The following is a 26,095-nucleotide window of genomic DNA, read 5'->3' on the forward strand; positions in this document are numbered from 1 at the left end:
CTCACATAAAGCAGGGTTTTTATGCAGAATGATTGATAAGAGCGTTTATCGAAAGCACAAGGAGGAAGAGAATGAGCAAAAAAGTAGTGGATGTCGTAAGCGAAATGGTGCAGCCAATTTTAGATGGCTTACAGCTTGAACTCGTTGATGTTGAATTTGTCAAAGAGGGTCAAAACTGGTTCCTTCGCGTGTTTATTGACTCTGATAAAGGCGTCGATATCGAAGAATGTGCCAAAGTGAGCGAAGCCTTGAGCGAAAAGCTTGATGAGGCAGATCCGATTAGCCAAAACTACTTTCTTGAAGTGTCCTCTCCTGGAGCGGAGCGCCCATTAAAGAAAAAAGCTGATTTTGAAAAAGCACTTGGAAAAAATGTTTTCATGAAAACATATGAACCAATTGATGGTGAAAAAGCATTTGAAGGTGAGCTTACAAGCTTTGATGGTGAGATTGCAACAGTGACAGTGAAGATCAAGACAAGAAAGAAAGAGATCAATATTCCATACGAAAAAATAGCTAACGCAAGATTAGCAGTTTCGTTCAATTAACCTTTTCATTGATATAAGGGGGAACCATAAAAATGAGTAGTGAGTTGTTAGATGCCCTGACTGTTCTCGAGAAAGAGAAGGGTATTAGTAAAGAAATTATTATTGAAGCGATAGAAGCTGCACTCATTTCTGCATATAAGCGTAACTTTAATCAAGCGCAAAATGTTCGTGTTGATTTAAACCGCGAAACGGGAACAATTCGCGTATTTGCAAGAAAAGATGTTGTCGATGAAGTGTATGATTCTCGCCTTGAAATCTCTGTAGATGATGCAGCCAATATGAACCCGAATTACATGGTAGGTGACGTCGTTGAAATTGAAGTCACGCCAAAAGATTTCGGACGCATTGCAGCTCAGACTGCGAAACAAGTGGTGACGCAGCGAGTGAGAGAAGCAGAGCGAGGTGTGATCTACACGGAGTTTATCGATCGCGAGGAAGACATTATGACGGGAATCGTTCAGCGAATTGACAGTAAATTCATTTACGTGTCACTTGGCAAAATCGAAGCCCTTCTTCCGGTCAACGAACAAATGCCAAATGAGGACTACAAACCACATGACCGCATTAAGGTGTTTATTACAAAAGTCGAAAAAACAACAAAAGGACCACAAATTTATGTGTCTAGAACACATCCAGGTCTTTTAAAGCGTTTATTTGAAATTGAAGTGCCAGAAATTTATGATGGTACTGTAGAGCTTAAATCGGTTGCTAGAGAAGCTGGGGACCGTTCTAAAATCTCTGTTCGTACTGATGATCCTGATGTTGACCCAGTTGGTTCTTGTGTTGGACCAAAAGGTCAGCGTGTACAAGCAATTGTCAACGAGCTAAAAGGCGAAAAAATTGACATTGTCCATTGGTCTAATGACCCGGTTGAATTTGTTGCCAATGCATTAAGTCCATCAAAAGTACTTGATGTTATTGTGAATGAAGAAGATAAGGCGACAACAGTGATTGTCCCTGATTATCAGCTGTCGTTAGCGATTGGTAAAAGAGGTCAAAATGCTCGTCTTGCAGCAAAGCTGACTAGCTGGAAAATTGACATTAAAAGTGAAACAGATGCAAGGGAACTCGGTATTTTCCCAAGAACTGAAGACTCTGAATCTCTTTTCTTAGAGGCTGAACCAGTAGCTGAGGAATCTGACGAATAAGAGGTGATGTAAAAGGTGAATAGCCGAAAAAAAATCCCGCTTAGAAAATGTGTCGTGACGGGAGAAATGAAACCAAAGAAAGAACTGATCCGTGTTGTTCGTTCTAAAGAAGGTGAAGTGTCTGTTGACGCAACCGGAAAAAAGAACGGACGCGGAGCTTACCTTTCTCTCGATAAAGAAACCATTCTTGCGGCAAAGAACAAACGCAGTTTACAGCAGCAATTTCAGACACAGATTGACGAACACATATTTGAAGAATTACTAGAACTAGCTGAAAAGGTGAAAAAACCAAATGACTCAATCTGAATGGTATCCTTTGCTTGGTCTAGCAAATCGAGCTCGTAAAGTCGTGTCAGGAGAAGATCTTGTGATCAAAGAAATTAGACATGCGCGTGCTAAGCTGGTTCTTCTTGCAGCAGATGCCTCATCGAACACAGAGAAAAAGGTATCTGACAAATGCAAATTTTATAATGTTCCGGTTAGAAAAGTTGAAGACCGTTCCGTTCTCGGACGTTCTATTGGGAAAGAAGCTCGCGTAGTTGTCGCTGTCACTGACCAAGGCTTCGCAAAGAAGCTTATAAGCTTGCTCGATTAATTTATTTGGGGGTGAACGAATGGCTAAAGTGAGAGTATATGAATACGCAAAAGCCATAGATGTTTCAAGTAAAGATATTATAGCAGCGCTTAAGGATATGAACGTGGAAGTGAACAACCACATGGCGACGCTTGAAGACGACACTGTGAAAAAGCTAGACGCGATCTATAAAAAAGCCAAAGCAAAAGAGACAGCTAACGAGAAACCCGCAGAACAAAAAAAACAATCATCTAACAAAAACAATGATAGAAAGAAGAATGACGTGCAGAATAATCAATTTAATAAAAACAAAAAAAACAACAACCAAAACAAAAACAAAAATAAACGCGGTGGAAATAACAAATCGCAGCATCAGCAAGCTAGACCTGTGAAGCCTAAGAAAGAGCTTCCTGAAAAAATTGAATTTACAAATTCAATGTCAGTCGGCCAGCTGGCTGAAGAGCTTGGAAAAGAAACAGCTGAAATTATCAAAAAGCTGATGATGCTTGGTGTTATGGCAACCATTAACCAAGAGCTGGATAAAGATACAGTTGAATTAATCGCTTCTGAATATGGCGTTCCAGTAGAGGAAGTCATTATTTTAGAAGAAACTGAACTTGAAAAGTATGAAGTTGAAGATAAAGAAGAAGATATGCAAGTACGCCCTCCAGTTGTGACGATCATGGGACACGTTGACCACGGGAAAACAACGCTTCTTGACAGCATTCGTAAGACGAAAGTCGTTGAAGGCGAAGCTGGTGGAATCACGCAGCATATCGGTGCATACCAAATTGAAGAAAACGGCAAGAAAATCACGTTCCTTGATACACCTGGACACGCAGCCTTTACAACGATGCGTGCACGTGGTGCCGAGGTAACGGATACAACTATTCTAGTTGTTGCAGCAGATGATGGCGTTATGCCGCAAACGGTTGAAGCGATTAACCATGCGAAAGCAGCAGAAGTGCCAATCATTGTTGCTGTCAATAAAATTGACAAACCAACAGCGAACCCGGACCGTGTGATGCAGGAATTAACGGAGCATGGTCTAGTACCAGAAGCTTGGGGCGGCGAAACGATCTTCGTTCCTCTATCTGCAAAAACAGGTGAAGGCATTGATGAGTTGATTGAAATGATCCTTCTTGTCAGCGAAGTTGGAGAACTGAAAGCCAACCCAAATCGTGCGGCAAAAGGGACTGTCATCGAGGCTGAGCTTGATAAAGGAAGAGGATCTGTTGCAACCCTTCTTGTTCAAACTGGTACACTTCATGTAGGTGACCCAATCGTTGTCGGAAATACATTTGGCCGTGTACGTGCAATGGTTAATGACATCGGACGCCGCGTGAAAACAGCAGGACCATCTACACCTGTTGAAATCACTGGTTTAAACGATGTACCGAATGCAGGGGATCAGTTCCTCGTTTTCAAAGATGAAAAAACAGCTCGTCAAGTAGGTGAGGCGCGTGCTTCGAAACAGCTTGATGAACAGCGTTCAGACAAAGCGAAATTATCTCTAGATGACCTATTTGAGCAAATCAAACAAGGTGAAGTGAAAGATATCAACTTGATCGTGAAAGCAGACGTACAAGGTTCTGCTGAAGCACTGACGGCCGCTCTTCAAAAAATTGAAGTAGAAGGCGTAAAAGTGAAAATCATCCATACGGGTGTTGGAGCGATTACAGAATCTGATATTATTTTAGCAAGTGCTTCTAATGCGATCGTGATCGGATTTAACGTACGTCCTGATGGAAATGCGAAGAGCACAGCTGAAACAGAAAACGTAGATATCCGCTTACACCGCATTATTTATAAAGTCATCGATGAAATTGAAGCGGCGATGAAAGGAATGCTTGACCCTGAATATGAAGAAAAAGTCATCGGTCAAGTTGAAGTTCGTCAAACGTTCAAAGTATCTAAAATCGGTACAATTGCTGGTGGTTATGTCACTGAAGGAACCATCACAAGAGATAGTGGTATCCGCTTAATTCGTGACGGCGTCGTTATTTTTGAAGGCGAAGTCGACGTATTAAAACGATTCAAAGATGACGTGAAAGAAGTTTCACAAGGCTATGAGTGTGGTATTACCATTAAGAAGTACAATGATATCCGTGAAGGTGATGTCATGGAATCATTCGTTATGCAAGAAATCGAAAGAAAATGATCGGTTATACCGAATGTGAGTGCATCATTTATGATGCCTCCTCACTGAAGGAAAAACGTGCGGTTCTTCAGCGTATACTGACAAGAACGCGCCATAAATTCAATGTAACCATGGCTGAAATGGATTACCAGGACACATGGCAGCGTACATCAATTGGAATCGCCGTAATTTCCTCATCCCGGGTTCAAGTGGAAAAGGAATTGCAGCGTGTTTTAAGCTTTATTGATTCTTTTCCTGAAATTGAACGAACGATCACGAAAACTGAGTGGTTTTAATTAGAGGTGATAAGATCATGAGTATGAGAGCAACCCGCGTGGGTGAGCAGATGAAAAAAGAATTAGGCGACATCCTAGGCAGAAAGCTAAAAGATCCAAGAATCGGCTTTTTGACTGTAACTGATGTCGAAGTATCCGGTGATTTGCAAATTGCGAAAGTTTACATTTCTGTTCTCGGTGACGAGAAAAAAAGAGAGGAAACCTTAAAAGGCCTTGCAAAGGCTAAAGGGTATATCCGTTCTGAAATTGGCAATCGAATTAGACTTCGCAAAACACCAGAACTGCACTTTGAATTCGATGAATCCGTGGATTACGGAAACCGAATTGAAAGCCTAATTGCTGAACTAAACACAAAAGATCATGAATAAGACGTTGAAATAAGGATAGGCGATGATCGTCTGTCCTTTTTCATCGTTTACGAAAGGAGAGAGCGCAGATGATAAATGGTGTTCTTTTATTACATAAAGAAAGAGGGATGACCTCTCACGACTGTGTGTTCAAAGTGAGAAAGATCCTGCATACAAAAAAAGTGGGACATACAGGTACCCTCGACCCCGAGGTATCAGGTGTTTTGCCCATTTGTATCGGAAGAGCAACGAAGATTGTCGAATACTTAACAGATAAATCAAAAACGTATGACGCAGAAATCACGATTGGTTTTTCTACAACAACAGAAGACCAAACAGGTGAGACCGTAGAAGAAAAAAAGGTGCAAAATCCCATCTCAGAAGAAGAAATTGATGCTGTGCTGAAACAGTTTCAAGGAACCATTGAACAAATTCCACCTATGTTTTCGGCAGTGAAAATTGGCGGGAAAAAGCTCTATGAATATGCAAGAGAAGGCATTGAAATTGAGCGACCGAGCCGTGAAATTACGATTCACCGTATCGAGCGGACAACACCTGCTTTATTTGAAAATGGAAAAGTATCATTTAGATTCACCGTTTTATGTTCAAAAGGAACATATGTCAGAACCTTAGCGGTTGATATTGGAAAGAAACTAGGATTCCCAGCTCATATGTCACACCTCATTCGCACAGGATCAGGTGATTTTACACTAGATGAGTGCATCACCCTTGATGAGCTGCGAGATATAAGCGAAGAAGGTACAGTAGATGAGCACCTTGTCCCGATCGAGCGTGCGCTCAATCATTTGCCGAAATGGGAGATAAATGATACATTAGCAAGTAAAGTGGAAAACGGTGCAGTCCTGCCAATGCCTGGTGAATTCGCTCATTTCGCAGAGGAAGATCGTGTCGCTGTCTTTGCTCCTTCAGGCCGGTGTATGGCGATATATATGAAGCACCCGACCAAACAGAATCTAATGAAGCCGGCGAAGATCTTATCTCAGGACAAGCAATCTTAAAGAAAAGGTGACCATCTCGTGAAGACTATACATATTTCACACCCACATACATTGAATCAAAAGGATCAAGACCCGTCTGTTATGGCTTTAGGGTATTTTGACGGTGTTCACCTCGGACATCAAAAAGTGATTGACTCAGCAAAAAGCATTGCGAGTAAAGAAGGTTTGGCTTTAGCAGTCATGACCTTTCATCCGCACCCATCACATGTTTTGCAAAAAGCACGTGAACCCAAGGACTTAATTACGCCGCTTGAGGATAAAATTGATTTCATCGAACAGCTGGGCGCTGACTATTTATACATTGTGCAGTTCAGCGAAAGCTTTGCAGCGCTATCGCCTCAAGAGTTTGTTGATCAATATTTAGATGAGCTGAATGTAAAGCACGCAGTAGCTGGTTTTGATTTTACGTTTGGCCGTTTTGGTGCAGGCACAATGGAAACCTTCGATGAGTACGGAAAAGGGCGTATTTCGGCCACCATCGTTCCTAAGTTGTCCAATCAAGACCGAAAAGTCAGCTCAACACTCATACGCTCTGCATTGAAAAATGGAGATGTTGAATATGTAAGTGAGCTTTTAGGAAAACCTTATCAGCTGCGCGGTATTGTCATTCATGGAGATAAGCGAGGACGGACGATCGGCTTTCCGACTGCCAATGTCGGTTTATCTGCTGAATATATCATTCCGCCAACAGGAGTTTATGCAGTAAGAGCAGAAGTAAAAGGCAAAGTGTATGACGGTGTTTGTAACATTGGCTATAAACCAACCTTTTATGAAAAACGCCCTGATCAGCCTGCTATTGAAGTAAACCTCTTTGATTTTAACGAAGAAATATATGGTGAACCGATTAAATTACAGTGGTTCAAGCGCATTCGCAGTGAGCAAAAATTTAACGGAATCCAGGAGTTAACGGCACAAATCAGTCAAGATAAAGAAGAAGCGATTCAGTTTTTTAAACATCAGCGAAAGCAAACAAAAAATTCATAGAAAAACAGCTCTACCATTTGCAAATTCAGCATATTTTTAGTATGATTATTCCTGTAGCTTTAAAACCACTTACTTGGCAGGCCGACTTCACCGACGGTTGCGAGGTAGATGGGGCTAACATGATTTGGAGGTGAAACAGGATGGCTATTACTCAAGAGCGTAAAACTCAATTAATTAGTGAGTTCAAAACACACGAATCTGATACTGGATCTCCAGAAGTTCAGATCGCTGTCCTAACAGAATCAATTAACAACTTGAACGAGCATTTACGTACTCATAAGAAAGATCACCACTCACGTCGCGGTCTTTTGAAAATGGTAGGTAGACGTCGTAATCTTCTTACGTATCTACGTAATAAAGACGTAACTCGTTACCGTGAGTTAATTAACAAACTAGGCTTACGTCGATAATCGTAAAAAGCGGGAGGATTCCCGCTTTTTTATCGTATAATCACTAATATTTTATGGTTAAAATGTTGAAAGAATGGCAAAAACCCTTCTACATACACCTTTCACATTGATATGTGAAAATCATTTTGTTCATAATAAGAATTAACTAAAATTTCAAGATAAGAGAGGAGTTTTTCTCAGAATGGGACAAGAGAAACATGTCTTCACCATAGACTGGGCTGGACGTCAACTGACAGTTGAAACTGGCCAGCTTGCAAAGCAAGCAAACGGAGCGGTCCTCGTACGCTACGGAGATACAGCTGTGCTTAGCTCAGCAACAGCTTCTAAAGAACCAAAACCACTTGATTTCTTCCCGCTCACTGTGAACTACGAAGAAAGATTATACGCAGTAGGTAAAATTCCTGGTGGCTTCATTAAAAGAGAAGGCCGTCCAAGTGAAAAAGCGATCCTTGCGAGCCGCTTAATTGATAGACCAATCCGTCCATTATTTGCAGATGGATTTAGAAACGAAGTACAAGTGATTAGTATCGTCATGAGTGTGGATCAAGATTGTTCATCTGAAATGGCTGCAATGTTTGGCTCATCATTAGCATTATGTGTGTCTGACATTCCATTTGAGGGACCAATCGCCGGCGTTACAGTAGGACGAGTTGATGGAAAGTTTATCATCAATCCCAATGTAGAACAGCTTGAACAAAGTGACATCAACCTTGTAGTCGCTGGAACAAAAGATGCGATCAACATGGTCGAAGCTGGTGCTGATGAAGTGCCAGAAGAAACAATGCTTGAAGCTATCATGTATGGCCACCAAGAGATCAAACGTTTAATCGAATTCCAAGAGGAAATTGTCAAGGCAGTCGGTAAAGCAAAGATCGATATTCCTTTATATGAAGTAGATCAAACGTTAGCAGACGAAGTAAAGGCACTTGCTGAAACAGACCTGCTGAAAGCGATTCAAGTACATGAGAAGCATGCACGTGAAGATGCAATCAGTGCTGTGAAAAAAGCTGTGGTTGAGAAATTTGAAGAAGAAGATCGCGACGAAGCGACAATTAAACAAGCGAAAGACGTATTAAACAAGCTTGTCAAAAATGAAGTTCGTCGTCTGATCACTGAAGAGAAAGTACGTCCAGATGGACGCGGTGTAGATCAAATTCGACCACTTTCTTCAGAAGTAGGACTTCTGCCAAGAACGCACGGTTCAGGTCTATTTACAAGAGGACAAACACAGGCGCTCAGTATTTGTACATTAGGTGCACTTGGCGATGTGCAAATTCTTGACGGTCTAGGCGTTGAAGAATCAAAACGCTTCATGCACCATTACAACTTCCCGCAATTCAGTGTTGGTGAGACAGGTCCAATGCGTGGCCCAGGCCGCCGTGAAATCGGACATGGAGCGCTAGGTGAACGGGCATTAGAACCAGTGATCCCATCTGAAAAAGATTTCCCTTATACGGTTCGCCTTGTGTCTGAGGTACTAGAATCAAACGGTTCTACTTCACAAGCAAGTATTTGCGCAAGCACACTTGCGATGATGGATGCGGGTGTTCCAATTAAAGCACCAGTTGCAGGCATTGCAATGGGACTTGTGAAATCTGGGGAATACTACACAGTGCTGACAGACATTCAAGGAATGGAAGATGCACTTGGAGATATGGACTTTAAAGTTGCAGGTACATCAAAAGGTGTAACAGCACTTCAAATGGATATCAAAATCGATGGTCTTTCAAAAGACATTTTGGAAGAAGCTCTCCAACAAGCGAAAAAAGGAAGAATGGAAATCTTAGATAGCATGCTGTCAACGATTCCTGCTTCTAGAGGAGAATTGTCTCGTTATGCACCAAAAATCTTAACGATGAAAATCAATCCTGATAAAATTCGCGATGTCATTGGACCAAGCGGTAAACAAATTAACAAAATCATTGAAGATACCGGTGTGAAAATCGATATTGAACAAGATGGTACAATCTTTATCTCTTCTACTGAAGAAGATATGAACCAAAAAGCGAAGAAAATCATTGAAGATCTTGTGAGAGAAGTTGAAGTAGGACAACTTTACTTAGGTAAAGTAAAACGCATTGAAAAATTCGGTGCTTTCCTTGAAATCTTCAGCGGCAAAGATGGACTTGTTCATATTTCTGAGCTTGCGCTTGATCGTGTAGGCAAAGTAGAAGATGTGGTGAAAATTGGCGATGAATTACTTGTCAAAGTCACTGAAATCGATAAACAGGGCCGTGTGAACCTTTCTCGCAAAGCTGTTTTACGTGAAGAAAAGGAAAAAGAAGAAAAACAGTCTTAATGAAATATGTTAGAAGCCAGGTATCCGTACCAGGCTTCTTTCTTTTCTTGTGCTAACAATAGTTCTAGCTTGTTTCTCCCTATCATAATTTGTGGTAAAGGGGAGGGACAACCATTGAAAAAAATGTTACCGTTCATTGTGTTTGTATTTTTACTGCTCGTGTCATATCAAACGATGAAGCAGCCGGCTGCTGTTACATATATTGAATCAATGAAAGAGCATGCTGAGGTTGCATCTGTTTCAAAAGATATTTTATATCAAGAGATTGAATCGAAGTCTTCTGACTATGAAGTGAAGGCGCAAAATGCTAAGATTGATAAAGTGTGGAAAAAGATGCCTGGTCTAAATGGACAGACGGTCAATATCGATGCCTCTTATGAAAAAATGAAAAAACGAGGGTCATTTGATGAAAAGTTGCTTGTTTTCAATGAAACAAAACCTTCTATTCATTTACATGAACTTGGTGCTGAACCCATTTACAAGGGACATCCAGATAAAAAAATGACTGCTTTCCTCATCAACGTGGCTTGGGGTGACGAGCATTTAATCAAGATGTTAAAGACACTGGAAAAGCATCAGGTCAAGGCGACCTTTTTCTTAGAAGGCAAATGGGTGAAAAAAAGCACGGATCTTGCTAAAAAGATCGTGGCAGATGGTCATGAAATTGGAAACCATTCATACAATCACCCCGATATGCGCACACTGACAAGAGAACGAGCATTAGAGCAGATTACCAAAACGAATCGTCAAATTGAAGAATCCCTTGGAAAAAAACCGAAATGGTTCGCCCCTCCAAGCGGCAGTTTCAAAGAAGAAACAGTGAAGCTGGCTGCAGAAGAAGGAATGGAAACCATTATGTGGACGGTAGACACCATTGACTGGCAAAAACCGTCACCAAACATACTACAAAAACGGGTGCTTGGGAAAATTCACAATGGGGCGATGATATTAATGCATCCAACAGATTCGACGGCGAAAAGTCTTGACGCACTTATCACTCAAATCAAGGAAAGAGGATATGAATTAGGAACGGTTTCTGACCTCCTAAGTGAAAAAAGACATCCGTGATCCGATCTGTTTGTTGAATAGGAGGAGCAAAACTTGGTCAAAACGTATACATGCCAAAACGGAGTAAGAATTGTACTTGAAAACAATCCCACTGTAAGATCTGTCGCAATTGGCGTCTGGATTGGAACTGGTTCTAGACATGAGACACCAGAAATTAACGGGATCTCACACTTTCTAGAGCATATGTTCTTTAAAGGAACAAAGACGAGATCTGCACGTGATATCGCAGAATCCTTTGACCGCATTGGTGGTCAAGTGAATGCCTTTACGTCAAAAGAATACACTTGCTACTATGCAAAGGTGCTTGATTCACATGCTGGCTACGCCCTCGATGTATTAAGCGACATGTTCTTCCACTCTGCTTTTGATGAAGAAGAGTTGAAAAAAGAAAAAAATGTAGTATATGAAGAAATCAAAATGTATGAGGATACACCTGATGATATCGTTCATGATCTATTGAGCAAAGCGATTTATGGTGATCATTCTTTAGGCTTCCCGATTTTAGGAACAGAAGAAACACTTTCTACCTTTAACGGTGACTCTCTTAGAGCTTATATGGATGAATTCTACACGCCGGACCGCGTCGTCATCTCTGTTGCAGGGAATGTGGATGACACATTCATTAGTGAAGTTGAAAAATTGTTCGGTTCGTATGAAACGAAAGGAAAAAAACAGCCCATAGAAGCGCCGCAATTTCACTATGACAAGCTCACACGCAAAAAGGAAACAGAGCAAGCGCATCTATGCTTGGGCTTTAATGGCCTCCCAGCTGGAGACAAAGGCATCTATGACTTAATCGTCTTAAATAATGTTCTTGGCGGAAGCATGAGCAGCCGCTTGTTCCAGGATGTAAGAGAAGACAAAGGACTCGCCTATTCTGTTTTCAGCTATCACAGTTCATTTGCAGATAACGGCATGCTGACGATTTATGGCGGGACTGGAGCGAAGCAGTTAAACCTACTCTCTGAAACCATCTTACAAACGCTAGACGTCTTAAAGCGTGAGGGAATCACGCAAAAAGAGCTTGAAAACTCTAAGGAGCAAATGAAAGGGAACCTGATGCTCAGCCTTGAAAGCACAAACAGCAAGATGAGCCGAAACGGTAAAAACGAACTGCTCCTTGGCAAACATCGCACACTTGATGAAATTATTGACGAAATCAACAAAGTCACATTAGACGGTGTGAATAACTTATCCAAACGAATCTTTACAGAGGATTATGCGCTCTCGCTTATTAGTCCTACGGGTGATCAGCCATCATAATGTAAACAACACGGCAGGCTTCTTAAGAGGTCTGCCGTTTATTATATATCAAGAAGAAAGGGGCGCTGCTTACATGGAACGTGAAAAACTGAAAATCCTTTCTCCGCTTCTGACACAAGCCATCTTCTTTGAGCCAATGACATCTGGCCTTTCTGGAAACCGTACTTATCTCGTCACAACATCCTCAAGTGAAAAGCTAGTGCTCAAGCTATCAAACCTCAAAACGTATTCCAATTTTAAAAGAAAAGCGTCAGTTCAGCAAAAGTTTAAAGATCGAGGCCTTCTATGTTCTGAAGTGATGGAGATTGGGATGAATACTGAACTCAACTGTACCTATCGTATTTTCTCTTTTATTGAAGGAGAGAATGCTAGAGCATTCATCCATCTGCTTACAAATGAAGAGCAGTATGAAATCGGGAGACGGGCAGGCAAAGAACTTAGTTTCATGCACACATGTCCAGCACCTTCTCATATCGCGACATGGGAAGAGAGGGTCATGACGAAACATGAACGGTATGTACATGCCTATCAATCAAGTGGAGTGACCTTTGCTCAGGATCAATTCGTATTAGATTTTATTAAATCACATGTTGATGCAGTAAAGGCGAGGCCTAATCAATTCCAGCATGATGATTTTCATTTGGGGAATATCATCATACAAGAAGGTGAGTTTTCAGGAGTCATTGATTTTGATCAATCTGACTGGGGTGACCCAGTTCATGATTTTTATAAATTGTCCTTATTTAGCCGAGAAAATAGTATTCCGTTTTCAGCAGGGCAACTGGATTACTATGTAAGTACGCAGGCCACAGACGATTTTTGGCTTCTTTTTTCTATCTATACAGCAATGAGCTGCTTTTCTTCTATTGTCTGGACGCTTTCTTATGACACTGAACATGTAAAAGATATGGTGAACCGAGTGGAAAGAATGCTGGCAGACCATGATCACTTTCATCTACTGAAACCAGCTTGGTATTCAAATTGGCATCACATAACTTGAAAAAGCGGGACGGTCTATTTCTTCTTGTAGCTGCATATATGATACGGAAGGGAAGTGATGCGATTTTGAGGTTAAGTGAGCTGTCAGGAAAAGAGATCGTCGATATCAAAAGAGCGGAGCGGCTTGGCGTGCTTGGACAAACCGACCTTGAAATCAATGAACAAGACGGTCAAATCACAGCACTTATCATACCTTCGGTGAAGTGGTTTGGCTTTCGAAAGCAAGGAAATGACATCCGCGTCCCTTGGAATCACATTCAAAAAATAGGATCAGATATGATCATTCTCGATGTGCCTGAAGCACTTCAGCCGCCCGGGGAAAAAGAGCATCCATCATAAATGGGTGCTCTTTTTCTTTTCTCTCTTCGATTTGTTCACAGGCTGAATCCTCTCCTCATATGCTGAAAGGGAGATTCAGAAAATATTACAGACTTTTTTAAATAAAGAAGGTGAACGGTCAGTATGTTGAGCGGTTTAACGGTTGCGGTGATCGGGGGAGATGCAAGGCAGCTTGAAATTATTCGCAAGCTGTCACAGCAGCATGCCAAAGTGTTTTTGGTTGGATTTGATCAGCTGGATCACGGATTTATTGGGGCTGAAAAACTAAAAATGTCAGAACTACCATTCGAACAGGTAGACAGTATGATCCTGCCAGTATCAGGCGCAACGGATGAAGGTGTTGTCGCGACAGTTTTCTCAAATGAGCAGGTTTTACTAGAAGCAACATATTTAGAAAGAACCCCTGCCCATTGTACCTTGTACTCAGGTATTTCTAATACGTACTTAGACAATCTGACAAAGCAGGTGAACCGAAAACTTGTGAAGCTGTTTGAGCGAGATGATATTGCCATATATAACTCTATTCCTACAGTTGAAGGGATTATCATGATGGCCATTCAGCAAACGGATTATACCATTCATGGATCACGTGTTGCTGTTCTCGGGCTCGGAAGAACAGGACTCACCATTGCCCGCACATTTCGGGCACTCGGTGCGGACGTAAAAGTAGGGGCAGCAGATACAGCTCACTTGGCGCGGTCCTTTGAAATGGGACTCGATCCATTTTCAATGGACCAGTTAAAAGAAGAAGTAACGGATGTAGATATCATCATCAATACCATTCCAAGCCTTGTATTAGATTCATCTGTCATCGTCAGCATGACACCAAAGACACTCATTTTGGATATTGCCTCCCGCCCAGGAGGAACAGACTTTGACTTTGCACAAAAACACGGAGTGAAGGCGCTTCTTGCACCTGGACTTCCGGGAATTGTTGCGCCAAAGACAGCAGGGCAAATCATTGCAAAAGTGCTTTCTGGGCTCTTATGTGAACTTGCAGAGGAAAAAAGGGGGATGGAATCATGACAACATTAAAAGGGAAAAGAATCGGCTTTGGCTTAACTGGTTCCCACTGTACGTACGAAGCGGTTTATCCGCAAATCGAAGCACTTGTAAAAGAAGGAGCAGAAGTGCGTCCAGTGGTGTCATATACGGTCCAGAACACGAATACAAGATTCGGAGATGGGGCGGACTGGATTGAGCGGATTGAGAAGCTGACTGGCTTTAAGGCAATTGACTCAATTGTGAAAGCAGAGCCGCTCGGGCCTAAGCTGCCACTTGATTGTATGGTCATTGCTCCATTAACTGGGAACTCAATGGCGAAATTCGCAAATGCCATGACAGACAGCCCTGTTTTAATGGCTGCAAAAGCAACCATTCGAAATCATCGTCCTGTCGTTTTAGGAATTTCAACAAATGATGCGCTAGGCTTAAATGGTACAAATCTGATGAGGTTGATGTCGACAAAGAATATTTTCTTTATTCCATTTGGTCAAGATGATCCATTTAAAAAACCGACCTCCATGGTCGCGAACATGAATCTGCTTTCTCAAACAGTGGAAGAGGCACTTCAGCATAGACAAATTCAGCCGATTTTAATTGGACCAAACGAATAATAGATTTACTAGAAAATCATGAAAGATTCAAAAAAGATGCTTCAAGCCTTGCTTTTCTATGGTAAAATAAAATGTAAAAAGTCATAGGATGGCCATCCGAAAGAAAAGAATCATGGATGGGTCGGAAGGAGTTTTACTGATGGGAAGAGGATTGCATGTAGCTGTAGTTGGAGCGACTGGAGCTGTCGGTCAACAAATGTTAAAAACACTAGCTGACAGAGATTTTGAAATGGATACACTGACTCTACTATCCTCAAAACGTTCTGCTGGAACAAAAGTGACATTCAGAGGTCAAGAGTATATCGTACAGGAAGCAACACCTGAAAGCTTTGAAGGAGTAAACATTGCATTATTCAGTGCTGGAGGAAATGTTTCCAAGGCGCTAGCTCCTGAAGCGGTCAAACGAGGTGCGATTGTTGTAGACAACACAAGTGCTTTCCGTATGGACGAAAACATCCCTCTTGTCGTACCAGAGGTAAACGAAAAAGACTTGCATGACCATAAAGGAATCATTGCAAACCCTAACTGTTCAACGATTCAAATGGTAGCGGCATTAGAACCGCTTCGTCAGGCGTATGGCATGAAAAAAGTCATCGTGTCCACTTACCAAGCCGTATCAGGTGCAGGACATGAAGCCATTGACGAGCTATACAGCCAATCACAAGCCATTTTAAATAAAGAAGATGTGAAGCCGGAAGTCATGCCTTATCAAATTGCATTTAATGCGATTCCGCAAATTGATAAATTCCAAGACAATGGTTATACATTTGAAGAAATGAAAATGATCAACGAAACGAAAAAAATCATGCATATGCCAGAGCTGGAAGTAGCGGCAACATGTGTGAGACTTCCAATTGAAACAGGACATTCAGAATCTGTTTACGTCGAACTAGAATCAAACGACGCAACAGTTGACGACATCAAGTCCGTTCTAAAAGATGCTCCAGGCATTACATTGCAAGATGATCCGTCTCAGCAAATTTATCCAATGCCTGCAGATGCTGTTGGGAAAAACGACGTATTTGTCGGCCGCATTCGGAAAGATTTGGACCGTCCAAACGGGTTCCATATGTGGATTGTATCTGATAACCTGCTAAAAGGCGCTGCATGGAACTCCGTTCAAATTGCAGAAAGCTTAAAAGCATTAAAATTAGTTTAACATTCAATGGATGATGAGGACGAACAGAAGAGAGTTAGGCATCTTTCGCCTGCTCTCTTCTGTTACGTCAGAATGAACTTGGAGTGAAGACAGTGAAAATAATTGTCCAAAAATTTGGCGGTACATCTGTCAAAGATGATCAAGGTAGAAAAAGGGCACTTGCACATATCTTATCGGCAAAAGAGAAAGGCTATAAGTCGGTTGTCGTCGTTTCCGCAATGGGACGAAAAGGTGATCCTTATGCGACAGATACGCTGCTTGGTCTGCTTTATGGCAGCGCGCAGCACATGACAAATCGAGAAAAAGACTTGCTCGTTTCCTGCGGAGAGAATATTTCAGCTGTTGTGTTTTCAAGTATGCTGAATGAAAACGGGCTAAAAGCTGTAGCGATGACAGGCGCACAGGCTGGCTTTGTGACAGATAAGGAGCATACGAGTGCGAAAATTATTGATATGAAGTGTGAGCGTCTCGAGGCGGCACTGTCTGAACATGATGTTGTCGTTGTTGCTGGGTTCCAAGGAGCTGCGAAAAATGGGGACGTGACCACAATCGGACGAGGCGGCAGTGATACGTCCGCAGCTGCTTTAGGTGCTGCATTGCAGGCAGACTTTATTGATATTTTTACAGATGTAGAAGGCGTGATGACGGCAGATCCCCGCATTGTTGAAAATGCAAAGCCGCTCAGAGTCGTGACTTATACAGAAATTTGCAACCTTGCATATCAAGGAGCAAAAGTCATTCACCCGAGAGCTGTCGAAATTGCGATGCAAGCAAAAGTACCAATGAGGGTCCGTTCAACATACTCTGATGAAGAGGGCACACTTGTCACATCACACTACTCAGATAAAATGAGTCATGATGTGTATGACCGCCTCATTACGGGTATTGCACATGTCAATGATGTGACGCAAATCAAAGTCCCAGCAAAAGAAGGGCAGTACAGCGTCCAAACAGAGGTCTTTAAAGCAATGGCTAATGCACAAATCAGTGTCGATTTCTTCAACATTACGCCGAGTGAGATTGTGTATACCGTGACAGGTGCAATGACTGAAAAGGCAACCTCGATCCTAAAAGATCTTGGCTATACGCCAATTGTCACAACAAATTGTGCGAAAGTATCAGCTGTTGGCGCAGGCATCATGGGTGTACCAGGTGTCACATCTAAAATTGTATCGGCTCTATCCGAGCAAAACATTCCGATTTTACAATCGGCTGACAGCCATACGACCATTTGGGTGCTAGTGAACGAAGAAAACATGAGAGCGGCTGTCAATGCCCTGCACGAAGTGTTTGAACTTTCAAGATAAATGTGATTGAATCATGATGAGGTGAAAAAAATGAATTTCGGAAATATCGCAACAGCTATGATTACACCTTTTGATAAAAAGGGCAACATTGATTTCCAAAAGCTATCAATTCTCATTGATTACTTGTTAAAAAACGGCAGTGACTCGTTAGTCGTTGCAGGGACAACAGGCGAATCGCCAACTTTATCGACTGAAGAAAAAGTCGCTCTTTTTCAGCAATCGGTAAAATTAGCAAATGGTCGTTGTAAAATCATTGCAGGAACAGGCAGTAATAATACAAATGCGTCTATCAAACTAACGAAAAAAGCAGAAGAAGCGGGCGTTGATGCAGTGATGCTTGTCGTACCTTACTACAACAAGCCATCACAGGAAGGCATGTATGCACACTTTAAAGCCATTGCCGAGTCTACATCTCTTCCTGTCATGCTTTACAATGTACCAGGGAGAACGGTTGCGTCATTAGCCCCAAAAACAACCATTAAGCTTGCGCAAATACCTAACATCGTCGCTATCAAAGAAGCAAGTGGTGATCTTGATGCTATGACAAAAATCATTGCAGAGACACCAGAAGATTTCGATGTTTATTCAGGTGACGACAGCTTAACACTTCCTGCTGTATCTGTTGGTGCAAAAGGAGTAGTCTCTGTTGCGTCTCATATCGTAGGGCTTGATATGCAGGAAATGCTGAAAAGCTATGCTTCAGGTCAAACGGCCAATGCCGCATTGATCCATCAAAAGCTGCTCCCAATCATGAAACAGCTATTCTCAGCGCCAAATCCAACGCCTGTTAAAACAGCTCTTCAGCTAAAAGGACTAGATGTCGGATCGGTTCGACTTCCGCTTCTACCTTTGTCAGAAGAAGAGAGACTGGATTTAAGCAGCGTTTTAAACAGCTGATCAAAACAAAAGATTTCGTAAGCGGTCATTCTCAGATGTCCCTGAGTATGACCGTTTTTTATACATAAACACTTTCTTAAAATGTGACTTCATCTTGTTTTCTAAAATTAGATTCAGTTATAATAGCATTAAGCGATGATGGACGGGCTTGAGACTAGGAGGATAAGAATTTTGAAAAAGAAAAATACAGAGAACGTAAGAATTATTGCACTTGGAGGCGTTGGAGAAATCGGGAAAAACTTATATGTCATTGAAATTGATTCCGACATATATGTGGTGGATGCAGGCTTGATGCATCCGGAAAACGAAATGCTAGGCATTGACGTCGTCATTCCTGATATCTCTTATTTAACAGAACGTGCTGATCGGGTGAAAGCAATTTTTCTTACCCACGGACATGATGAAGCAATCGGAGGCGTATTCCATTGCTTAAGCAAATTGTCTGTACCAGTTTACGGAACGAAGCTGACCCTTGCGTTACTTCGAGAAAAATTAAAACAGTATGGCTTCAATCAAAAAGCTGACTTGCGTGAGGTACATGCAAAATCAGTCATTACGTTTGAAACAACAAAGGTATCATTCTTTAGAACGAATCACAGCATCCCTGATTCAGTTGGGATCAGCTTCAAAACCTCTCTTGGTTCAATCGTATGCACAGGTGATTTTAAATTTGATCAAACCCCAGCGCTTAACCAAGCCTGTGACATAGGAGAGATTGCGAAAATAGGAAACAATGGCGTTTTAGCACTTCTTTCAGACAGTGCCAATGCTGAAAAACCAGGTTATACACCTTCTGAGGCGCTCGTCCAAGACGAAATCTCAAATGCGATGTACAATACTGAAAATCGTGTCATTGTGGCTGTATCTTCATCTAACATTAACCGAGTGCAGCAGATCATTAATGCAACAAATCAAAATGGCCGTAAGCTTGCCGTAGCAGGAAAGAATATGATGACGACTCTTCAGCTGGCGATCAAACTTGGTTATGTCACAGCAGACGAAGAATTATTTGTACCAGTTCAAGAAGTGAAGAAAATGGCGAAAAACGATGTGGTCATCCTGACAGCTGGAAGCCACGGAGAGCCTCTTGCTGCGTTAACAAAAATGGCGAAACAAAATCACAAACAGCTTCATATTGAAAAAGATGACACGGTTGTGATTGCATCTACACCTCTTCCTGGACAAGAACTCACCTATTCAAAAACAGTTGATTTCCTTACAAGAAGCGGCGCACAAGTCATTTTTGCGCAAAAACGTGTACATGTCTCTGGACACGGCTGCCAAGAAGAGTTAAAGCTCATGCTGAACTTACTCAAGCCGAAGTATTTAATTCCGGTGAATGGCGAATATCGTATGCAAAAAGCACATTCTCGTATTGCTGAAGAAGTGGGAATGAAACGAAGTGACATTTTCTTGATTGATAAAGGAGATGTTGTGGAGTTTAGAGGACAGAACGTCAAGATCGGTGAAAAAGTTCACCAAGGCAATATTTTGATCGATGGTCTGGGCGTTGGTGATATTGGTAACATTGTGTTACGCGATAGACGTTTATTGTCTCAAGACGGTATCTTAATTGTCGTCATTACGCTCGATAAACAAAAGAAACAATTAATTTCTGGACCTGAAATCATCACAAGAGGATTTGTGTATGTCAGAGAGTCTGAAGAGCTGATTGTGAAAGCGACAGAAATGGTCAAAGGAATTGTCAAAGAGCAAACGGAAAACTCAATTGTTGAATGGTCAACATTGAAACAATCCATGCGTGACGTACTTAATCAATTCCTATATGAAAAAACAAAACGTAAGCCGATGATCATTCCAATTATTATGGAAGTGTGATGAGAAAGCCCAAGGAGCATAAGCTCTTTGGGCTTTTTTGATGTGGTGCGAGGAATGCGGATTGAATACGGCCTTCTTGTTCATAATAGGAGGAGAGTTTGAGGAAAGGATGGAGACAAATGGACGAAAAAAATGAACAGCAGCCTGAGCGAAAGCCAGAAGAAAAAGACAGCATAATGAGCAAAATACAGCAGCTTGGTGAAACAGCCATACCACAGCTGCCGCAAGATACAAATATCCATTGCCTTACCATTATTGGACAAATTGAAGGCCACATGCAGCTTCCACCACAAAATAAAACCACCAAATACGAACATGTCATTCCGCAAATCGTAGCAGTAGAGCAAAACCCAAAAATTGAAGGTCTTTTGATCATCTTAAATACAGTAGGCGGCGATGTTGAAGCGGGGCTAGCGATTGCAGAAATGCTTGCGTCTCTATCAAAACCGACTGTATCGATTGTACTTGGCGGCGGCCACTCCATTGGTGTCCCGATTGCTGTATCGTGTGACTATTCCTATATTGCGGAAACAGCCACGATGACCATTCATCCTGTGCGCTTAACTGGTCTTGTCATTGGTGTCCCGCAAACATTTGAATACTTAGATAAAATGCAGGAAAGAGTCATTAACTTTGTGACAAGCCACTCCAATATTACAGAAGAGAAGTTCAAAGAGCTCATGTTCTCAAAAGGCAATTTGACAAGAGACATTGGAACAAATGTTGTTGGTCATGAGGCAGCAGCATACGGACTCATGAATGAAGTAGGCGGTGTAGGACAAGCGATTAAAAAGTTGAATGAGTTGATTGGAGAAAGGGCATCTCAAAACGAGGGGATGATCCAATGATTTTATACACACCTATGCCATATGAAGCCATTTACGCGGAGGAGCAAGGAGACCGCAAACTTCAGCAGGTATCCATCCAAGGCGTGCCAGTTATGGTTGAAATGAAAGAGGATGAAGCAGAAATCGTTCAAGTCATGAGTACCAATCCAATGGATTTTCTGAATCAAGAGCTTGCACCAGGCAAGCGATTGAAGTTACAATTAGGCTCCAATCAAACCGACTCATATGAATGATTCTATGCTATAATAAAGGGAAAACTTACAACAAGATGCAGCCAAAACCAGGCTGCTTTCTTTCTGATCTTTCGGTAGGTTATATTTTCTTTCGTAGTAAGGTGATGAGTATGGCTAAAAAGAGAAAACGGAAAACGAGAAAAAAACAAAATAAACAGCTAAAACTGAAATATGAATTAAATGGGTTAGTCTGTATTGCCATAGCGATCATTGCCATTTTACAGCTAGGCGTCGTTGGACAAACCTTCGTATATTTATTCCGATTTTTTGCAGGCGAATGGTTCATTCTCTGCCTTATCGGATTATTTCTTTTTGGCGTGACCATCTTCTGGAAAAAACAAATCCCAGATATGTTGACAAGGAGAAAGGCAGGGCTATACTGCATCATTGCGAGTATCTTGCTTTTGTCTCATGTGAAGCTCTTTCAGCACCTCTCATCTGCAGGTGTGATAGGCTCTCAAAGTGTGATCAGAAATACATTTGAGCTTTTCTTGATGGACATGAAAGGTGAGACGGGATCGCCTGATTTAGGAGGCGGCATGATCGGTGCCGTATTATTTGCTGCTTCTTATTTCTTATTTGCACAAGCAGGCTCTCAAATCATGGCAATCGTTCTGATGCTGATTGGAATTGTGCTGATTACAAATCGATCACTTCAAGAAATGGTGAAAAAAGTGACGCTGCCTGTCTCGCAATTTATGGTGAAGCAGTGGAAAGCGTTTGTTGAAGATATGAAAGGAATCCGGCAGGCGAAAAAGAGCGTGCCCTCTCAGAAAACGGCCGAAAAGAAAAAACGGTCTCGTATTCAGGAAGAGGACGAAGATGATCAGATTTTAGTTGAAGAGGAAGCAGCGGTGCCTGACAATAGTCAGCCGATTATCTCAAGCTTTGCAGATAGAGATGACATTCTCACCCCGCTCGTTCAAAAAGAGCAGGCGGCAAAAGAGACTTCGCCTCTTCAAGAATCTGTGCAAAGTGCGCCTGCTCCATCAGATTCAGCTGATGAACCAAAAGAGGCGCCGCCGATGACGTTTACGGAACTTGAAAACAAAGATTACGAATTGCCGTCACTGGATATTTTGGCAGAGCCGCAGCACTCAGGACAGCAAACAGACAAGAAGAATATATATGAAAATGCAAGAAAGCTTGAAAAAACGTTTCAAAGCTTCGGCGTAAAAGCAAAAGTCACACAGGTTCACTTAGGACCAGCCGTCACCAAATATGAAGTCTATCCCGATGTTGGCGTGAAGGTAAGTAAAATCGTCAATTTAAGTGATGACTTAGCCCTTGCTCTTGCAGCAAAAGATATTCGGATTGAGGCGCCGATTCCTGGGAAATCAGCCATTGGGATTGAGGTTCCTAATGCAGAAATTGCGATGGTTTCTTTAAAAGAGGTATTAGAATCGAAGCAAAATGACCGTCCAAATGCGAAGCTGCTGATTGGACTCGGCCGCAATATTTCGGGTGAAGCCGTGCTCGCTGAAATGAACAAAATGCCGCATTTACTTGTAGCAGGATCGACAGGAAGCGGAAAAAGTGTGTGCATTAATGGCATTATCACGAGTATTCTCATGAGAGCGAAACCTCATGAAGTAAAAATGATGATGATTGATCCGAAAATGGTTGAACTAAATGTGTATAATGGCATTCCGCATCTGCTCGCTCCCGTTGTAACGGACCCTAAAAAAGCCTCACAGGCACTGAAAAAAGTCGTCAGTGAAATGGAACGCCGATATGAATTATTTTCTCATACGGGGACAAGAAACATTGAAGGATACAATGATTACATTAAAAGAATGAATCAATCAGAAGAGGCGAAACAGCCAGAACTTCCTTATATTGTCGTCATTGTAGACGAGCTTGCAGATTTAATGATGGTCGCTTCCTCAGATGTGGAGGATTCCATTACAAGACTTTCGCAAATGGCTCGTGCAGCTGGGATTCATTTAATCATCGCCACACAAAGACCTTCTGTCGATGTCATTACAGGTGTCATTAAAGCCAACATCCCATCTCGCATCGCCTTTAGCGTGTCCTCACAAACTGATTCAAGGACGATCCTTGATATGGGGGGCGCAGAAAAACTGCTCGGCAGAGGGGACATGCTGTTTCTGCCAGTTGGTGCAAACAAACCTGTTCGTGTGCAGGGCGCCTTTTTATCAGATGAAGAAGTGGAGCATGTCGTTGATCATGTGATCACTCAGCAAAAAGCGCAATATCAAGAAGAAATGATTCCAACTGAAGAAACGCAGGAACAGCTTACATCTGTGGATGACGATTTATATGATGAAGCAGTGGAACTCATCATCGGCATGCAGACGGCTTCTGTCTCTATGCTTCAAAGAAGATTCCGTATCGGCTATACCCGGGCCGCTCGCCTGATTGACGCAATGGAAGAGCGGGGCGTTGTCGGTCCTTATGAAGGAAGTAAACCGAGAGAAGTCCTGCTTTCAAAAGAACAATATGACGAGCTCTCTTCATAAATCGAAGAGAGCTTTCTAAAAAAGAAGTGAACGATAGTATGATTATGTTAACTGGAAGTCAGACTATTTATTTATTTGCAAAAACATGATATAGTTATGTTCAACTTATCTCGGAATAGAGATTTCTCATCTTATCATTTGCATTGATTAGACGGAGGGAAAACATGTCGACCAAAACAGACAATCGCCATTTATATTTGAAAGTGATTGACCGTATTAAAGAAGATATACAAACAGGCGTATATGCCGAAAAAGAGAAACTGCCTTCTGAATTTGAGCTCTCAAAGCTTTTAGGCGTGAGCAGAGCGACACTGCGTGAAGCCCTTCGTATATTAGAAGAAGAGAAATATTTAATTAGAAGGCATGGTGTGGGTACGTTCGTCAACACAAGACCACTCTTTTCAACAGGCATAGAACAGCTGGCAAGTGTCACGAAAATGATAGAGCAGGTCAATATGACGCCTGGTACCATCTTTTTATCCTCCCAAGAAGGGGAGCCAACAGAGAATGATGTGATTCGTTTTCAGTGTGATGAATCTGATGAGATTTTTTCAATGGAGCGCGTTCGAACGGCAGATGGACAGCCAGTGGTTTACTGTTTAGATAAAATTCCGGTTAAGCATCTTCCTGCTTCTTTTACACATGAAGAAGAGTCTCTTTTTGAGCTGTTTGGAAGAGAACCACACAGCGGGATTAAATATGCAGTTGCTGACATTGAACCAATCGGCTACCACGATCAGGTTTCACCGATACTAGAATGTGATCCTGAAACAGCATTATTATTACTGAAACAAATGCACTATGATCAGGATGATCAGCCGGTCTTATACTCACTAAATTATTTTCGAGCGGATAAATTCAGCTTTCATGTGATACGTAAACGATTTTAACGAGCAGTCGCTTTCATAAGCGGTTGCTTTTTGTTTGCCTATACATAATACCCGTAAAACTTGCCACACTAATACGTAACAGTATATAGAATTGGGTGAATGATGTTGGGCGAGAAAACAGTTAGTAAAAAGAATATTATTGCATTATCATCAGTGCCTTTAATCATGACACTTGGGAACTCGATGCTCATTCCCGTATTGCCACAGATAGAAAAGACACTTTCCATTACTTCCTTTCAAGTCTCCCTCATTATTACGGTATACTCCGTTGTCGCGATCTTATGTATTCCGATCGCCGGCTATTTATCAGACCGAATCGGGCGAAAAAAGGTACTCCTGCCGTGTCTGTTAATCGCAGGACTTGGAGGGGCTGTGGCAGCAGTTGCCTCAACGATCATGAAAGAGCCGTACATGTGGATTCTATTTGGCAGGGTCCTACAAGGTGTTGGGTCAGCCGGGGCAGCACCTGTCGTGATGCCGTTTATTGGAGATTTGTTTCATGATGATGAAGAAGTCAGTGCGGGACTAGGCGCCATTGAAACCTCTAACACAGCTGGAAAGGTATTGAGCCCGATTATTGGGGCGCTTTTGGCTTCATGGTTTTGGTTTGTGCCGTTTTGGTTTATTCCGTTCTTCTCAATCATCAGCTTTCTCATGGTACTGTTCATGGTAGAGTCCGCGGAAAAAGAGGAGGACCCGCCTTCATTTAAAGAATTTTTAAAATCAACAAAGACCATATTTAAGCATGAGGGACGCTGGCTGTATGCCATTTTTGCAATTGGCGGTTTTATTATGTTTCTTCTTTTTGGTGTGCTTTTTTACTTATCTGATAACCTAGAGGCAGCTTATCAAATTAAGGGTGTCAAAAAAGGGCTCCTGCTTAGCATTCCGCTCCTTTTTCTATCCATCAGCTCATACGTTGCTGGGAAAACGATTGGAGAAGAAAAAGGGAAAATGAGAATCTTTTTAATCGTAGGAATGGCCTTGTTATCACTTTCTTATATGTTTTTATGGTGGAATCACAGCTTTTACGTATTGTTTATCTGCTTAAGCATTGGCGGTGTTGGCATCGGTATTGTACTGCCTGCACTAGATGCCCTGATCACAGAAGGAATTGAAAAAGAGCAGTGCGGAACCATTACGTCGTTTTACAGCAGTATGCGTTTTATCGGTGTCGCTTTAGGGCCACCGATTTACGCTTATCTCATGGATAAAGGGGACTCCATTGTTTTTATCCTCTCGACCATTTGCAGTCTTATTTCTCTATTTTTGGTCATCTTCTTCATCCAGCCAGATGAAGAGGATGAAAGTGAACAATTAAAAACGGTTTAATCTAGAAAAAAGACGGTATTTTGCCATCTTTTTTCTTTTTTATAAATTGACATGTAAAAT

General features: G+C 41.9%; 26 protein-coding genes. All 26 read left to right on the forward strand.

Features of this window, described 5'->3' with window-relative positions:
* Positions 1–71 precede the first annotated feature (71 nt).
* The 26 genes from rimP to MHI16_RS08455 all read left to right on the forward strand — a co-directional run bounded on the left by rimP (position 72) and on the right by MHI16_RS08455 (position 26,035).
* A complete protein-coding gene (gene rimP, locus MHI16_RS08330; protein WP_003211398.1) occupies positions 72–545 on the forward strand; it encodes a ribosome maturation factor RimP in 474 nt (157 codons plus the stop codon).
* Between the two features lie 32 nt (positions 546–577).
* On the forward strand, positions 578–1,693 hold the full coding sequence (nusA, locus tag MHI16_RS08335) for a transcription termination factor NusA (RefSeq protein ID WP_003211013.1): 1,116 nt from the start codon (positions 578–580) through the stop codon (positions 1,691–1,693).
* Between the two features lie 15 nt (positions 1,694–1,708).
* The gene (locus tag MHI16_RS08340; protein ID WP_058013969.1) at positions 1,709–1,999 is read left to right on the forward strand and encodes a YlxR family protein; all 291 of its coding nucleotides are present in this window, start codon (positions 1,709–1,711) and stop codon (positions 1,997–1,999) included.
* The gene (locus MHI16_RS08345) at positions 1,986–2,288 is read left to right on the forward strand and encodes a YlxQ family RNA-binding protein (protein WP_034662287.1); all 303 of its coding nucleotides are present in this window, start codon (positions 1,986–1,988) and stop codon (positions 2,286–2,288) included. The genes MHI16_RS08340 and MHI16_RS08345 overlap by 14 nt, the downstream gene beginning before the upstream one ends.
* Positions 2,289–2,307: 19 nt before the next feature.
* A complete protein-coding gene (gene infB, locus MHI16_RS08350) occupies positions 2,308–4,428 on the forward strand; it encodes a translation initiation factor IF-2 (protein ID WP_058013968.1) in 2,121 nt (706 codons plus the stop codon).
* Entirely contained in the window at positions 4,425–4,703 is a 279-nt protein-coding gene (locus MHI16_RS08355; RefSeq protein ID WP_012009994.1) for a DUF503 domain-containing protein, read from the forward strand. The genes infB and MHI16_RS08355 overlap by 4 nt, the downstream gene beginning before the upstream one ends.
* Positions 4,704–4,720: 17 nt before the next feature.
* Entirely contained in the window at positions 4,721–5,071 is a 351-nt protein-coding gene (gene rbfA / locus MHI16_RS08360; RefSeq protein ID WP_007499525.1) for a 30S ribosome-binding factor RbfA, read from the forward strand.
* Positions 5,072–5,139: 68 nt separating this feature from the next.
* Positions 5,140–6,069, forward strand: coding sequence for a tRNA pseudouridine(55) synthase TruB (gene truB, locus MHI16_RS08365; protein ID WP_268467078.1), 930 nt, complete (start codon positions 5,140–5,142; stop codon positions 6,067–6,069).
* Positions 6,070–6,087: 18 nt separating this feature from the next.
* Complete coding sequence (ribF, locus tag MHI16_RS08370) at positions 6,088–7,053, forward strand: bifunctional riboflavin kinase/FAD synthetase (protein WP_268467080.1); 966 nt, start codon at positions 6,088–6,090, stop codon at positions 7,051–7,053.
* 140 nt (positions 7,054–7,193) lie between these two features.
* Positions 7,194–7,463, forward strand: coding sequence for a 30S ribosomal protein S15 (gene rpsO / locus MHI16_RS08375; protein ID WP_012009997.1), 270 nt, complete (start codon positions 7,194–7,196; stop codon positions 7,461–7,463).
* A gap of 181 nt (positions 7,464–7,644) precedes the next feature.
* On the forward strand, positions 7,645–9,762 hold the full coding sequence (gene pnp / locus MHI16_RS08380; RefSeq protein ID WP_003211098.1) for a polyribonucleotide nucleotidyltransferase: 2,118 nt from the start codon (positions 7,645–7,647) through the stop codon (positions 9,760–9,762).
* A 123-nt stretch (positions 9,763–9,885) separates the two neighbouring features.
* Positions 9,886–10,830, forward strand: a complete 945-nt coding sequence (locus MHI16_RS08385; RefSeq protein WP_235567030.1) for a polysaccharide deacetylase family protein — start codon at positions 9,886–9,888, stop codon at positions 10,828–10,830.
* Positions 10,831–10,863: 33 nt separating this feature from the next.
* Positions 10,864–12,093, forward strand: coding sequence for a pitrilysin family protein (locus tag MHI16_RS08390; RefSeq protein ID WP_268467082.1), 1,230 nt, complete (start codon positions 10,864–10,866; stop codon positions 12,091–12,093).
* Between the two features lie 73 nt (positions 12,094–12,166).
* Positions 12,167–13,093: an aminoglycoside phosphotransferase family protein gene (locus MHI16_RS08395; protein ID WP_058013963.1), complete on the forward strand. Its 927-nt coding sequence runs from the start codon at positions 12,167–12,169 to the stop codon at positions 13,091–13,093.
* Between the two features lie 65 nt (positions 13,094–13,158).
* The gene (locus tag MHI16_RS08400; protein WP_012010001.1) at positions 13,159–13,431 is read left to right on the forward strand and encodes a YlmC/YmxH family sporulation protein; all 273 of its coding nucleotides are present in this window, start codon (positions 13,159–13,161) and stop codon (positions 13,429–13,431) included.
* Positions 13,432–13,554: 123 nt separating this feature from the next.
* Entirely contained in the window at positions 13,555–14,457 is a 903-nt protein-coding gene (gene dpaA / locus MHI16_RS08405; RefSeq protein ID WP_058013962.1) for a dipicolinic acid synthetase subunit A, read from the forward strand.
* Entirely contained in the window at positions 14,454–15,047 is a 594-nt protein-coding gene (dpaB, locus tag MHI16_RS08410) for a dipicolinate synthase subunit B (RefSeq protein WP_058013961.1), read from the forward strand. Before dpaA ends, dpaB begins: the two co-directional genes overlap by 4 nt.
* A gap of 139 nt (positions 15,048–15,186) precedes the next feature.
* Positions 15,187–16,206: an aspartate-semialdehyde dehydrogenase gene (asd, locus tag MHI16_RS08415; protein WP_058013960.1), complete on the forward strand. Its 1,020-nt coding sequence runs from the start codon at positions 15,187–15,189 to the stop codon at positions 16,204–16,206.
* Between the two features lie 92 nt (positions 16,207–16,298).
* Positions 16,299–17,513, forward strand: coding sequence for an aspartate kinase (dapG, locus tag MHI16_RS08420; RefSeq protein WP_012010005.1), 1,215 nt, complete (start codon positions 16,299–16,301; stop codon positions 17,511–17,513).
* Between the two features lie 30 nt (positions 17,514–17,543).
* Positions 17,544–18,410: a 4-hydroxy-tetrahydrodipicolinate synthase gene (gene dapA / locus MHI16_RS08425; RefSeq protein WP_058014481.1), complete on the forward strand. Its 867-nt coding sequence runs from the start codon at positions 17,544–17,546 to the stop codon at positions 18,408–18,410.
* A 171-nt stretch (positions 18,411–18,581) separates the two neighbouring features.
* Positions 18,582–20,249: a ribonuclease J2 gene (rnjB, locus tag MHI16_RS08430; protein ID WP_058013959.1), complete on the forward strand. Its 1,668-nt coding sequence runs from the start codon at positions 18,582–18,584 to the stop codon at positions 20,247–20,249.
* Between the two features lie 119 nt (positions 20,250–20,368).
* Positions 20,369–21,097: a ClpP family protease gene (locus MHI16_RS08435; RefSeq protein ID WP_058013958.1), complete on the forward strand. Its 729-nt coding sequence runs from the start codon at positions 20,369–20,371 to the stop codon at positions 21,095–21,097.
* Positions 21,094–21,330, forward strand: coding sequence for a YlzJ-like family protein (locus MHI16_RS08440; RefSeq protein WP_058013957.1), 237 nt, complete (start codon positions 21,094–21,096; stop codon positions 21,328–21,330). The genes MHI16_RS08435 and MHI16_RS08440 overlap by 4 nt, the downstream gene beginning before the upstream one ends.
* Before the next feature lie 110 nt (positions 21,331–21,440).
* Complete coding sequence (locus MHI16_RS08445; protein ID WP_058013956.1) at positions 21,441–23,813, forward strand: DNA translocase FtsK; 2,373 nt, start codon at positions 21,441–21,443, stop codon at positions 23,811–23,813.
* Positions 23,814–23,977: 164 nt separating this feature from the next.
* Entirely contained in the window at positions 23,978–24,703 is a 726-nt protein-coding gene (locus MHI16_RS08450; protein WP_058013955.1) for a GntR family transcriptional regulator, read from the forward strand.
* Between the two features lie 99 nt (positions 24,704–24,802).
* Entirely contained in the window at positions 24,803–26,035 is a 1,233-nt protein-coding gene (locus MHI16_RS08455; RefSeq protein WP_180308990.1) for an MFS transporter, read from the forward strand.
* The last annotated feature ends 60 nt before the right edge of the window (positions 26,036–26,095 follow it).

Origin of the sequence: Bacillus sp. FSL K6-0923, from assembly GCF_038630825.1 — a bacterium.
In the GTDB taxonomy this organism is placed as follows: domain Bacteria; phylum Bacillota; class Bacilli; order Bacillales; family Bacillaceae; genus Bacillus; species Bacillus pumilus.